The organism is Microcoleus sp. CAWBG58, assembly GCF_020883045.1.
Lineage (GTDB): Bacteria > Cyanobacteriota > Cyanobacteriia > Cyanobacteriales > Microcoleaceae > Microcoleus.
The window spans coordinates 1-13,609 of the sequence record NZ_JAHRFA010000070.1 but is presented as its reverse complement, the minus strand read 5'-3'; the positions used below and the strand labels follow the sequence as shown (position 1 = coordinate 13,609).

Genomic DNA, 13,609 nt, shown 5'->3' with positions numbered 1-13,609 from the left:
TGTACGGGCGATCGCCCTGTATCAAAATTTTCTAATTTTTAGTGAAATTACAGATGAAGCTCGGGCATTTTTTTGTGTAGAATCATCCCTAAGATAGATGCAAAAATATTATGAACTTAATTCAAAACTTGGAAGCAGCTTGGTATTATCATCTGGGTTCGCGCCACCTCGAAGCTAACGATCACGATCGTGCTCTGGCGAATTTTGACAGAGCTGTGAACTTGCAATCGGATCATTATAAGGCTTGGTTCGGGCGAGGTATGGCTTTGGGCAACTTAGAACGACATTTAGAGGCGCTTTCAAGTTTTGATGAAGCCTTGGCTGTGCAGCCGGATGCGAGCTTTGGTTGGCACAACCGGGCTATTGCTTTAGGAAAGTTGGGCCGCTTTTTGGAGGCTCTTAACAGTTTTGACAGGGCTCTGGAGTTCAACCCGTATGCGGCGAGTATTTGGCACAACCGGGGACTGACGCTGATCGATATGGGGCTTTACCAGAAGGCGGTTCTGAGTTTCGATCGCTCTTTGAGTTTGCACCCAGATGCGCCTTGGGCGTGGTACAACCGAGGGAATGCTCTGTTGGAACTAAAGCTTTACTATCAGGCGCTCAACAGTTTCGATCGCGCGATCGAGTTTAACCCAGATGATGCGAAGGCTTGGTACAATCGCGGTCTAGCTGCCAACTCCATGGGACTTTACAAGCAAGCAGTAGCGAGTTTCAGTCGATCGATCGCTCTGAAACCGGGCAGAGCCGAAGCTGTAGGCGAGCGACGAATTGCTTTGCAAAAATTAGTCGGTTTAAATCAAAAAAATGCCAAGTTCACTCCCACATCAGAATGTATCTTTGAAGATTATTTGATTTGGTACAATCGAGGTGTGGAATTGGCGCGACAAGGTAGCTATTCGGAGGCGATCGCTTGCTATGAAACTACCTTAGAAATCAATCCTAATTTTGCTAACGCTTTTTACAATCAAGCTTGCTGTTATGCGCTGCTGGGCTTTGCTGATTTGGCCCTTGACAATTTGCAGCGGGCTGTGGAATTTATGCCTAATTTATACCGAGAATTAGCTGTAGCTGACTCCGATTTAAGCTGCATTTGGAAACAAGAACGTTTTGCAGCGCTGATTCAAGGTTGATATATCAGTTGACAATTGACAGTTGACAGTTGACAGTTGAGCAACTATAGCAATCCTCGCATCATTTTCAGAATTCTTGTAGGGGGTTCTTTAAGAACCCGGTTGCCCGGATAGATAGGTAAGGTGGTTTTATCGTCATCAGACAAATTAGGTACGTTGTTGCGCTTAAGCGCTCTTAATAATATTAGGAAATAGCGCAAAAATCGCAACTACGTACATTGGCCCAAATGGTGCATCTCATTTTGACCAGGGCGAAGCATTTCGGCACATAAATTATAAGTGAGAATTAGATATTTACTGCCGAAATGCGATACCCCTACAAGTATATTTTCAAAAATGAGATGCAGCCTGACCCAACTGCGAGCCGACCTTTGAGCGATACTTTTGGTAGTTTGATATTTCCTATCCTGACAATAAAACCGCCCTAGGTTGCCCCGATAGATAGGGGGTAGGCACGGGGGCACTACCCCTACAAATCTTGATGAATCATTCTTAGCGGTTGATTTTAGGCAAAAAAAAAGCTCGCGTTTCGATCGAGCTTTTGTGACAGGGCGATCGCAATTTCGATCGCCCTCAAGAATGTTTTTTCTATCTATCTCGATCTATCGCACCGCAACTCTGATCGAGGATTTAACTGGCCTGTTGGCAACTATCAGCACCTTGTAGGTGCCAGACTCGGGGAGTTGAGCAAAAGTTTGACCTTCGCCTTGATCTAAGAGTTGTCCCGATGGAGATTCGATCGCCACATCGAGATTTTTGTTGCTAGCATTCACCGTGATTGTCTGTCCCTGTTTTCCGGGAACTGTCAGGGGCTGGATTTGGTAGCCGGACATTTTGAGCCTAACTGTGGCTTCTGTTTCCCCGTATGCTATGGGAAGTGCGCGATCGGGCCTATAAGTCCACTTGGCGTTAAAGTCGCGTTCGAGTACGAAGGCGCTAGTCTCACCTTTGGGAGTAACTCGCACGCGGTAAATGCCGGACTCTGGCAACTGACCTATCCACTGATTGTCACTTTTGTCAACAACTCCCAGATTTTGACCGTTGGGGCTGTACAGTTGGGCTGTCAGTTTTCCCGCCCACAGCGAGAGTGTGAGTTCTCGCCCTTTGACGCCTTCAAAAATATAAGTGGTTGGTTGGTTGATGGTGGCTCGAATTTCCGAGGTTGACATTCGCTCGATCGGCTCTAGCTTAGCAACCGGGGCTGGGGTAACTGACGTTGGCTCGATCGGTTCTTGCTTGGCAACTAGGGCAGAAGTAACGGGTGTATTAACAGTTTGTGTAATTTCCGCAGCGGCCATCCGCTCGCTCGGTTCAAATTTGGGGGCTACAGGGCTGGCAAATACGGATTTTGCCGTCATCATGAGTAGCATTCCAGTCAGTAAAATTAGTTTTTTCATGTCGCACTTGGCAGGGGTAAGCAGTTGTATATGGTTACTTGTGTTTGCCTGTTTGCACCGGATTAAGTAAGCGCGATCGCACACTTGGCTACAGCAGCATCTAGGATACAGGTAAATATCCCGTACTTGCACAAAACTGTTGGTAGCAGATTGGTAGTGCGGGAGCTAAGTAGTAGCCTCAATTTGTCGGGACATTTCTCGGGACATTTTAATGATACTGCCTACGCATAGTATCGTTGAGAATTTCAGCAATTGGGTTAAGGAAAATTAAAGTTTTTTCCAAGGATATGGGTAAAAAAATGCCTACACCCAAAAAACTCGGTGTCTGGGCTTCCGGATTGGTATTGCTACCACCAAAATGCCCTTGACACCCCTGACTGCGGTCTCTACTGTTACCTTGTGCGAGGGCGATCGGCTTTTAGGGTGCAGGGCGATCGCACATTCCCGCTATTAATGCCCAGAATCGCGCAGTCCACAACGACCAAGAAGAATGGGTTTAAAGCCTCCTTCTTAAGAAGGGGGAAATAAAACAAAATTATTCACCGTTTCATTCCTCGGACTTAAGGGTAGAGGTCGATCTCAAACTGTCAACTAAGAGGGCAGGCACGGGGGCACTGCCCCTACAACTGTCAACTATTGAAAGGTTCCTATGCTTTGTACATACCAGGGGCAGGTTTAGTCATGATTTTTGTGCAAAACTAGCCCTGCCACGCGAGGTTTATTTGTACTACGAACCTGAGAGAATTTTTAGGTAAGCTTTTACCGTATTGGACAAGCCCATTTCTAGCGCTTCCGCAATTAAAGCGTGACCGATCGAGACTTCTAGTATATCAGAAATAGAGCAAAACTTAGCTAAATTTTCCAAATTTAGATCGTGTCCAGCATTCACTCCCAAGCCTACAGATTGAGCCGCTTTAGCTGCTAAAACATACTCTTGAAAAACAGATTCTACATTCCCTTCACGAAAAGCAGTTGCATAGGGTTCCGTGTACAGCTCTACTCGGTCTGCTCCAACTTCTTTGGCTAGGGGCATGAGAGCAGCATCTGCGTCCATAAACAAGCTGACTCTGATGCCGTTGTTTTTTAACTTTTCAATAATTGGTAACAGGCGATCGCGATTTTCGGGAATATCCCAACCGCTATCCGAGGTGAGCACGTCGGGAGCATCCGGCACTAAGGTACACTGAGCAGGTTTGACATCGCAAACTATATCCATAAAAGGAGGTTGAAACGGATTTCCTTCGATATTGAACTCGACAGTTAGCATTTTGGCTAAGTCGTAAACATCGGCAGCTTTGATGTGTCTTTCGTCGGGGCGGGGATGGACTGTGACGCCGTGGGCTCCGGCTGCAATTACTGTTTTTGCAGCTTCCGTAACGCTGGGAATGCCGATATTTCTAGAGTTTCTGAGCAGGGCGATTCTGTTGATGTTGACGCTGAGTTTTGTCATGGGATATTAATCTTTAAGGTAGCTGCTACTATATTAATCGCTTTAGGGACGAAATCTTTAGCTACTGACGGTACTGTGAGGGCATTTTTAGAGTAAAATTGAGCTGTGACAAGCTGCACCGCTTTCTACAAAAGAGCCTCTGCCATTTGCTGTTTTGCTGGCAATTATTCAAGATTGGCAAGCCGTAAAAGACGTAGGGCGCGATCGAATTCATCACCGCGTCGGAGACATTTTATAGAGGAATAAATAGTTAACTTAATGGATACATGATTATAGCTCAACTATCTTTACTATGCAGAAATGCCAAATAATCATTCAAAGTTTCTGGTGTTTCAGCATATACAGAAAAAATACTGATAGCTTGCTCGTTACTCAACTTCTCCCCAAAAGTAAACTTTATTTTGTCTTTTATATACTTTTGAGCATTTGATGAATCCTGTAAAATTAGTTGAATCATTGTAACCACAAACTCCATTTCATATTTGCCTCTAAAAGTTTTATGTTGTTCACAATTGGTAAACTCATCAAGCTTTCTGTTTAAAATATCTTCTGACACTTCCAAAGCTTGTGGAAAATTCTGTTTGATTGTTTCAAAATCATATTTTTGTACTACTGAATCTAGCGTAAAATCAATAAATCTTTTGGGAATTTTATCTTCTAAATTTACGCCTGTTTGGTTTCCTGTTTGATTTCTAATCTCTATCAAGCAAGCATACCAAGCGTTAAGCAAACTGGTAGCTTGGTGAAAGTCTTGTTGTCTCTCTGTAAAAATTCTAATACAAACTTGAAATGCTTCATCGCTAACTTCTGATAAATGAAGTTCATTTTTCAGGATTTCCTTGAAAACATCTACTGAAGCGTAGAAATTTTCAATAGAATAACAAGGTGTTTCAAAGATTGGTGGGTGATGAGGTGGCAAAGGTTCATTAAAATCCTTATCAATGAAAAAGGCTTTTTTGTATTTATCGTATTCAGAATGAATAGTAATAAGTCGGTAAACCTCTAATACTTTATCTCTGCCACCGCAATTTATTGGGTGATAGTTGTCTGTGAAACGTTTTATCCTTGGTACATAATAAGCATTATCATTTCCCTCAAAAAAGCAAAACAAGCCATCCTTACCTTTTTTGGTATGCAGGGTAAACTCTGTATAAGCAACTTGGGCTTTTTCTCGGCTTTTCCTGAGCTTTTCTATGTATGACATTAATCTGTAATTAGTTGTGAAGGTTGAATATATTCGTTTAAGCCAATGGCATATTTATCCAACTCATTATCAAAAATGAATGGGGAATGAGTTACTGCCAAAAGGAATTGACATTTTCCTGAATTGAGAATATCTGGAAGTAATTGCTTTTGCCAAGGCATTGATAATGATAACTCTGGTTCATCAAAAAGCACAAGAAATTTTTTGTCACCTTCGGAAAGGTAAATCTTAGAAAATATTGAAATAATTTGCTTTTCTCCTGAAGAAAGTTTACTCAAGGGAATGTCAGAAGAATTTCTCTCTGATTTAATAAAAATTTTGATTGCACTTTCATCATAAAATACTTTTTTGTTAATCAAATATTTATTGCAAACGTCTCTGAATAGTTTGACGGAGTTGTCTAACTCTTTTTGAGACGAGTAAATTTCAATTAGTTTCTTTAAAAAAAAGTTAAGAGAGTTATCTTTTGCTATTGGCTTTGCTTCTTTATTTAAAAGTAGTTCACTAATTCTTTCTTTTTTAGGTTCTGAGATTCGATTTCCCACTCGTGACAATAAAATTTCAACATCATTATCTTCGATATTTTTCAAGAATTCACTGTCTTTTTCATCTTCTTCATCTTCTATCAGTTGACTGAGAATTTCGGATGACATCTGTGAAAAACCTTCCTTCAAAAATCTATCAATAGTATTTTGAATATTGTTAAAACGTTTTTGGACATCATCCATGCCAAATTGAATAAGTGTATTTTCTTGATCTAAGATTTCATCATCACTATAGCCAAGATTGTATAAGTCTTCTTCAACACGTCTATATGTTGGGAAATACATAATCTCAGTCCCTTCGATACCTGATTCAATGTCTTTTTCACAATCAGTAAAAAATAAGTTTAATTTGTCTTTCTTAATTTCTAGTTTTTCAAAAGCTCCAAATACACGATGAATAGGAAAATTTTTGTATCTAAAATTATATTGAAATTCTGGTTCTAATATTCTGTTAGCTTTGCTTTGTATGAATCGGTTTCTGAGCATCTCAAGTTGAGGATAACCAACTCGATCTATAAAATCTCTAAGCACTGGATGATCGTACAGTTCCTGAATCAATTCATCTACCTTGTTTTTAGATATTTCAATAGGATTCCCTTTGTGGAATTCTAAAGTTAATTTATCAAAACTGAATTCAACCAGTTTTAAAAAATTTCTTTTCAAAGTGTAATAAAAAAGATTTAAGACTTGAGTCTTTCCCAGTCCATTTTCTCCAACGAGTATTTTTGTATTCTCATCAAAGGGAATGTGAACATCATCTGTGCCGAAAAGACCCTGCACTGAAAAAGATTTTATATTACTTGTGTTCATTTTCTTGTCCTATTGATTAGAGCCATTAAATAAATCTTCTAGGTTTTGAATCATGGCTTTCCTAGATGTGGGGCAAGCGAGTGCCTCCACCTTAAGCAAGGATAGCGCAATTTTGAATGTATTGACAATCGCAGTTGGGAGATTTAATAAGTAAAGGATTAAGATATGTTTGAGTTTAGATTGTAACAGATATTGTTTACTATGCAATACTCCGAAATTTCGCTGCTGCCAGGGGTAAGCTTTCTGCGAGAAAAACCTCGGCTATTTGCTGCGGTAGTGTTCGGCGACGAGTTACTAATGCGTCCGGTTGTGCACTACAGCCCAAAATTAGATGAGAAGGGGGGGGAGAGCGGTAATATCAGGGAAAAGTACGCGCGTGCGAAGCTATCCCGTAGGGAATCGCCCGCAATTGAAAATCAGTCTTAAATTCTTACTCATCAGAAACTTGCCCGATGTCAGGTAACATGAGAAAGGATTAATTTTTAACAGCGCGGCATGGCTACTATTTGGGAACTCGACTTTTACAGCCGTCCAATCCTAGACGAGCGAGAGAAAAAAAAATGGGAAGTGTTGATTTGCGAAAGCCCGCTGAATGTAGGCGACAAGGCAGAATCTCTGTTTCGCTATTCGCAATTCTGCCCGAGTACAACCGTGAATTCCCTGTGGCTGGCTGGTGCAATTAAAGATGCGATCGCCTCTGCACCGAAACCACCCGAAAAAATCCGCTTTTTTCGCCGCCAAATGGCGAACATGATTACCAAAGCCTGCGAGGAATTGGATATTCCCTCAGCCTCCAGCCGCCGCACCCTCGCCCTCAGCCTGTGGCTGGAAGAACGGATGCAAGACGTTTATCCCACCGAACCCGGTTATCAGCCGGTTGTGAACCCGAGCGTTCAATTTGTACCCGAAACGCCCATACCGTTGCCGGATGCGTTAATCGGCGAAAAATGGACGTTTGTGAGTTTGCCGATCGCAGCTTTTGATGAGATGTCTGAGTGGGATATTGGATTTGGCGAAGCTTTCGGACTCCCGATGACACGCCTCGCCCCGGAAACACAAATTCCAGGATTAATCATCTACTCATCGAGAGCAACGGCTTTAGCAGGTTGGATGTCGGGTTTGGAATTAGCTTTTCTAAGATATGACAGCGCCCCTATCCCTAGGCTGGTATTAGATACGGGAGCTAACGATCGCTGGATTATAGCTAATCTCAGAGACTCAGCAACTGAGAAAGAAGCGGCATCATTTGAAGCGGCGAAAAAGCAAGCAAAACAAGTACATTTTTTAGCAATTCAGTCGAATCCACAATCAGAATCTTTTGCAGGATTTTGGCTGCTACACGAACTAACTAACTAACTAATTAACTAATTAGTCGATCGCTTGGCAATAACCGATATGGCCTTTATCAGAAAAATGAGGTACGGGGAATTGGGAATTGGGAATTGGGAATTGGGAATTGGGAATTGGGAATTGGGAATTGGGAATTGGGAATTTCAAAGTAAAAAAATCTTACCTCTTATCCTCTTACCTCTTCCTTCTTCCTGATGACTAATGACTAATAATGTTCGCTCTTCTGGAACGCTCGCAAAACATGACTAAAGACTGACAACTGTCAACTGCTTTCGGAGCCAACTGTCAACTGCCAACTGTCAACTGTCAACTGCCAACTGTCAACTGTCAACTGTCAACTGTCAACTGTCAACTGCCAACTGCCAACTGCCAACTGTCAACTGTCAACTGTCAACTGTCAACTACAACAATGACCAATCACCAATCAGCAGAACAACTGCTAGAATTAGCCACCAAAGCAGGTGCCGAAGCTGCTGAGGTATTGGAATCGCAATCGCTCTCGCGGCCGGTCTTTTTTGAAGCAAACCGCCTCAAACAGCTAGAAACTGCCCAAGCAGAAGGCATTGCATTGCGGCTGTGGCGGGACGGGCGGCCGGGTTTGGCGGTAGCCTACGGGCCCGTGGAACCGCAGATTTTGGTCGATCGCGCGATCGCACTTTCGCAACTCAACGAACCGGAAACGATCGAACTCGGCACCGGTGACAAAGTTGTGTATCCCGATCGCGGAGTGTCAGTCCCAGCCGAAAAGTTAGTAAACTGGGGAAAAGAGGCGATCGCGATCGTCCGCGAAGCATATCCAGAAAGCCTCTGCACCGCCGAGCTCGACTGCGAAATTGAAAGCACCCGCTTGTTGAACACATTAGGTTTAGATTCTAGCCACACCGACACCACCCTCAGCGGTTATTTGTCAGCAGAATTAGTCCGCGGCGAAGATTTCCTCAACATTTGGGATGGCGAAACCGAACGCGGCAAGCTCGACTTAACTACCAGTGCTAAGCGGGTTTTGCAGCGTTTGGAATGGGCGAAAGAAAATGTAGCCCCCGCCACGGGGCGCGTGCCGGTACTGTTTACAGCCAAAGCTGCCGATTTGCTGTGGGGGACTGTCTGTGCGGCGTTGAATGGCAAACAGGTACTCGAAGGCGCTTCTCCTTGGAGCGATCGATTGGGCCAACAAGTAACATCGCCCCTTGTCACACTCTGGCAACAGCCGGATATCGGGCCCTATAGCTGTCCTTTTGATGACGAAGGTACTCCCACTCGGGCGATCGTCTTTATCAACAGCGGAGTATTGCAGCTATTTTATACCGATCGCACCACCGGTCGAGCCTTGGGAAGCGGCACCACCGGCAACGGATTTCGCCCCGGTTTGGGCAGCTATCCAACGCCGAGTTTGTTTAATGTTTTGATTAAACCAGGAGAGCGATCGTTAATTGACTTAATCGCTCAATTAGACGACGGCATTGTCATCGATCAAATGCTTGGCGGCAGTGCCGGAATTTCCGGCGATTTTTCAATTAACGTCGATCTCGGCTACAGAGTCAAAAAAGGTCAAATAATCGGCAGAATCAAAGACACCATGGTAGCCGGCAACGTCTACAGCGTCCTCAAACAATTGGTAGAATTAGGAGGAGACTCCGAGTGGAACGGTTCTTGCCACACACCATCTGTAATTGTAGAGGGATTGTCCGTTACGGGCAAAAACTAATCGGTTATTAGTCATTAGTCATTTTAGTTCGTAGTGCGGACTTCAGTCCGCAAAAATCTGCGGACTGAAGTCCGCACTACGAACCATTTTTGTTAGGGGAATCCACCGGACATGATATCATTGGTCATTGTTAATAAATCTCTTTCCCGGTGCGCGATAGTAGAGAAATATTCACATCGAAACTAAGAGACTACTTACTCTCACGCACCGACCATACTCTTACATAATATCGCTCCACTGTCAACAACATAAATGTTGACTATTCTATTGCCAATTATCAATTTACCTGTCAACTGTCAACTGTCAACCGTCAACTGTATAATCCCAAATCAAAAAACGTTATGCGTATTTGTTTTATCGGCGACTCTTTTGTCAATGGTACGGGCGACCCCAAATATCTTGGTTGGACAGGACGTGTTTGCGCGGCAGCTAGCGGGCAAAGACAGGATATTACCTACTATAATTTAGGAGTGCGGGGAGAAACCAGTACGGATATAGAAACTCGGTGGTTCAGCGAAGTTTCTTGTCGCTTACCTCACTACTGCGACGGCAGAATAGTATTTTCCTTTGGCGTCAACGACACTTATTTTGAAAACGGAAAAACTCGCGTCGAACTTGAAAAATCAATTGAAAATGTCCGCTATATTCTCAACTCGGCGAAAGAAAGAGTGCCAGTCTTAATGATCGGGCCACCGCCCGTTATTGATGTCGAGCGCACAATCAGAATAGCCACTTTGTCCGAGCAGTTTTCCCAAGTTTGTAGGGAGTTAAATGTACCTTATTTAGATATTTGTACCCCGCTCGAAAAATCAGAGATTTGGATCGAAGAACTTACCAACAATGACGGTTCCCATCCTCAGGCTGCTGGTTACAAGGAACTGGCTAAAATAGTTCACAATTGGGAGGCTTGGAAAGATTGGTTTAAAAATATAAACATATCGGATAAAGAGACGGTAACTCTGTTTAGAGCAGTCGGAATAAAAGAAATGGAATTAATTAAAGAAAGCGATTTCCTGGCATTTCCACCGCGACTGGCTTTCCAGCCTATTTTTTATCCCGTACTTCACAAAGCATATGCCATACAAATTGCACGAGATTGGAATACTAAAGATGCAGCATCTGGATATTTTGGTTATGTAACCAGGTTTCGAGTTTTGACTGAATTCTTGAATAAGTATCCCGTGCAAACTGTCGGCAGTTCGATTCACCAAGAGTATTGGATTCCAGCAGAAGAGTTGGCAGACTTTAATCGCAATATTGTCGGCAAAATTGAAATTTTTGCGGAATATCAACCGTAAAATAGAATGGGTGCATCTCGTTTTGGAAAGGGCGAAGCATTTCGGCACATAACTTATAACTGAGAATCACAGATTTACTGCCGAAATGCTTCGCCCCTACAAGTATATTTCCAAAAAAAAATGAGATGCACTCAATAGAATCGACAGGACTTAAGGATTGCAACTCAGAAACGAGGTTTTTTCCCAAAAAACTCGTCCATCGCCTTTAATACCTGCAAAAAATCGGTTTCTATAGATTAGACTGGCTCAGTCTTGATAAAATAGGAGGCATGACAGATGTTAGATTTTAATCAATTTGAAGTTGTGAGTTTTGACTGCTACGGCACCCTCATAGATTGGGAAAGTGGGATATTGCCAGTATTGAAACAGTTGCTGTCCAACCGCGAGATCGATTTTAGCGATGACGGAACTTTAGAAATGTTTGCTGAGTTTGAAGCGGAACTGGAAAAAGAAAATGGTGAGTATATCAAATATCGAGATATCTTGCAAGAAATAGTCAGAAAGATTGGTAAAAAATTTAGTTTTGAACCGACAGAAACAGAGTCAGCAACAGAAATTAATTGCTTGGTTGAATCGATCAAAAATTGGCAGCCCTTCCCGGATACAGTTGCAGCTTTGAGAGCGCTCAAGCAAAAATATAAATTGGCGGTAATTTCCAACATTGATGACGATTTGTTTGCTGGTACTGCCAAACATTTAAAAGTTGAATTCGATTGGGTGATTACGGCGGAACAAGTACGATCGTACAAACCGTCAACTCGCAACTTTGAAATGGCGATCGAGAAAATGGGCATACCACCGTCAAAACTCCTGCACGTCGCTCAAAGCCTGTATCACGACATTGTACCAGCCTCACGTATGGGAATATCGACGGTTTGGGTAAATCGGAGATATGATCGAACAGGATTTGGGGCGACACTGCCCGCCAGTGCCCAGCCGGATTTAGAAGTGCCGGATTTGAAAACGCTGGTAGAGGCGATCGCCTAAATAACCGCAGATGTCAAAATAGTTGCTTGAAATTACCAAAAGGTGGAGATTAGCATGAAGTTTAAAATCTTGACTGGACTGTTGACAGGATTAGTTGTTTCAACAACCACAAGTTTAGTAAATTGTCAACCGAGTCATGCCGAAAATAAAAACTTTTCATTGAGAATTCCGATCGACCAAAATTTTAACTTGTTGGCTGCAACGAAGGTGGACTTAGGCGCGCAGGTAGCCAGTGAGGCTTTGACACAAAACCAAACAGCGGAAGAATTTTACAATCAGGCTGTAGAGAAGTACAAAGCAGGAGATTATCCGGGTGCTATAGAGTCTTACACTCAAGCGATTAAACTCAACCCCAATTATGCCGAGGCCTATAACGATCGCGGTGTTGTCCGATCGAACTTAGGAGACAAGAAGGGTGCGATCGCAGATTTTGACCAAGCCATAAAAATTAAGCCCAATGATGCTAATGCCTACATCAATCGAGGCAATCTCCGCGATGAGTCAGGAGACAGACAGGGTGCGATCGCAGATTATGACCAAGCCATCAAAAATAACCCCAACAATGCCATCGCCTATGTCAATCGCGGCAATGCTCGGGATGACTCAGGAGACAGTCAAGGTGCGATCGCCGATTACGAACAAGCCCTGAAAATTAACCCCAACTATGCTTTAGCCTACTACAATCGGGGGATTACTCGATCGAGGTTAAAAGACAAGCCGGGTGCGATCGCAGATCTTCAGAAATCCACAGAATTATTTCAGAAACAAGGCAATAAAGTTCTTTACGAAAAGGCAATAAATATAATTAATAGACTTCAAGAATCACCATAAACCAATACGGTGGACTTAACGCTTTTTGACGAATGTCATCTCAAGATTTTCTAGGCAATACAGGCATCTCTTGAAAGTCAGATTGTTCTTAAGTCAACCGTATTGTACTATAACCGAGGTGTCACCCGATCGAGCTTAGCAGACAAGCAGGGTGCGATCGCCGATTTCGACCAGGATATAAAAATCAACCCAGACTATGCTGAAGCCTACGCCAATCTTGGTATTGCGCGATCGATATTAGGAGATAAGCAGGGTGCGATACAAGATTTACAAAAAGCCGCCAACTTATTTCAGAAACAAGCAAGAAAAGATGATTATGAAAAGGCACTAAACCTAAATTAAAATAATTCAAGAAAAATCATATATTTTTCAACACTTTGTAATCTCAATTAATGTTGCAGCTAATTCATCTTCTTTAATGTGTTGCCAGTCTAATTAAATAGGGTTCATTTTGGAACAATATAAAGATATATAAACCCTGCTCTTCCCACTTTGACCATAACTGTTTAACCTCCTGACATCGGTGTATTAGACCGTTGTCTTGTACAATAGACCTCTTGCAAAAAAGATATATGGTAATTGCTCAACCCCCTTGACAAGAAGACAAGATAGACATTAGATAAAGGAATGGAAAAACTCCCCGACCTAAAACAACTATAGCAATCCTAAATGATTCATGAAGATTTGTAGGGGTAGTGTCCCCGTGCCTACCCCCTATCTATCGGGGCAACCGGGATTTTAAACAACTCCTATAATAACTATGAAAATGATTGAGGATTGCTATATCGAACGAGGCAAAAGAAGCCTTGATAGTAGAGCTATGGGAGAAAATCCAAAAACTCAGCGCAATATTAGCCACCTACGAACCAAAACCAGAGCCAGAGCCATCTCCCAAAAAA

Annotated in this window: 13 protein-coding genes; 9 read left to right on the top strand and 4 right to left on the bottom strand. The window is 42.7% G+C overall.

Translation table 11 applies throughout. The features are described 5' to 3' along the window. Positions 1-110: 110 nt before the first annotated feature. A complete protein-coding gene (locus QZ918_RS25065) occupies positions 111-1,133 on the top strand; it encodes a tetratricopeptide repeat protein (protein WP_293339677.1) in 1,023 nt (340 codons plus the stop codon). Positions 1,134-1,735: 602 nt separating this feature from the next. Here QZ918_RS25065 and QZ918_RS25060 read toward each other — a convergent pair. From QZ918_RS25060 to QZ918_RS25045, 4 genes are all read right to left on the bottom strand, one after another. Next, positions 1,736-2,530, bottom strand: coding sequence for a hypothetical protein (locus QZ918_RS25060; protein ID WP_293339674.1), 795 nt, complete (start codon positions 2,528-2,530; stop codon positions 1,736-1,738). 727 nt (positions 2,531-3,257) lie between these two features. Next, positions 3,258-3,980: a pyridoxine 5'-phosphate synthase gene (locus tag QZ918_RS25055; RefSeq protein ID WP_293339671.1), complete on the bottom strand. Its 723-nt coding sequence runs from the start codon at positions 3,978-3,980 to the stop codon at positions 3,258-3,260. A gap of 277 nt (positions 3,981-4,257) precedes the next feature. Further along, the gene (locus QZ918_RS25050) at positions 4,258-5,184 is read right to left on the bottom strand and encodes a DUF4435 domain-containing protein (RefSeq protein WP_293339668.1); all 927 of its coding nucleotides are present in this window, start codon (positions 5,182-5,184) and stop codon (positions 4,258-4,260) included. Beyond that, a complete protein-coding gene (locus tag QZ918_RS25045; protein WP_293339665.1) occupies positions 5,184-6,539 on the bottom strand; it encodes an AAA family ATPase in 1,356 nt (451 codons plus the stop codon). Before QZ918_RS25045 ends, QZ918_RS25050 begins: the two co-directional genes overlap by 1 nt. Before the next feature lie 201 nt (positions 6,540-6,740). Here QZ918_RS25045 and QZ918_RS25040 point away from each other — a divergent pair, with 201 nt between their 5' ends. The 8 genes from QZ918_RS25040 (at position 6,741) to QZ918_RS25005 (ending at position 13,052) form a co-directional block, all read left to right on the top strand. Continuing rightward, positions 6,741-6,965: a hypothetical protein gene (locus QZ918_RS25040; protein WP_293339663.1), complete on the top strand. Its 225-nt coding sequence runs from the start codon at positions 6,741-6,743 to the stop codon at positions 6,963-6,965. 69 nt (positions 6,966-7,034) lie between these two features. Beyond that, positions 7,035-7,895, top strand: coding sequence for a Tab2/Atab2 family RNA-binding protein (locus tag QZ918_RS25035; RefSeq protein WP_293339660.1), 861 nt, complete (start codon positions 7,035-7,037; stop codon positions 7,893-7,895). A 24-nt stretch (positions 7,896-7,919) separates the two neighbouring features. Further along, complete coding sequence (locus QZ918_RS25030; RefSeq protein ID WP_293339657.1) at positions 7,920-8,084, top strand: hypothetical protein; 165 nt, start codon at positions 7,920-7,922, stop codon at positions 8,082-8,084. 214 nt (positions 8,085-8,298) lie between these two features. Next, the gene (locus tag QZ918_RS25025) at positions 8,299-9,594 is read left to right on the top strand and encodes a TldD/PmbA family protein (RefSeq protein ID WP_293339653.1); all 1,296 of its coding nucleotides are present in this window, start codon (positions 8,299-8,301) and stop codon (positions 9,592-9,594) included. A 341-nt stretch (positions 9,595-9,935) separates the two neighbouring features. Then, on the top strand, positions 9,936-10,892 hold the full coding sequence (locus QZ918_RS25020) for a GDSL-type esterase/lipase family protein (protein ID WP_293339650.1): 957 nt from the start codon (positions 9,936-9,938) through the stop codon (positions 10,890-10,892). Positions 10,893-11,168: 276 nt separating this feature from the next. Next, positions 11,169-11,879, top strand: coding sequence for a haloacid dehalogenase type II (locus QZ918_RS25015; protein ID WP_293339648.1), 711 nt, complete (start codon positions 11,169-11,171; stop codon positions 11,877-11,879). A gap of 54 nt (positions 11,880-11,933) precedes the next feature. Further along, on the top strand, positions 11,934-12,710 hold the full coding sequence (locus tag QZ918_RS25010) for a tetratricopeptide repeat protein (RefSeq protein ID WP_293339645.1): 777 nt from the start codon (positions 11,934-11,936) through the stop codon (positions 12,708-12,710). 102 nt (positions 12,711-12,812) lie between these two features. Continuing rightward, positions 12,813-13,052: a tetratricopeptide repeat protein gene (locus tag QZ918_RS25005; RefSeq protein ID WP_293339642.1), complete on the top strand. Its 240-nt coding sequence runs from the start codon at positions 12,813-12,815 to the stop codon at positions 13,050-13,052. Positions 13,053-13,609: the final 557 nt, after the last annotated feature.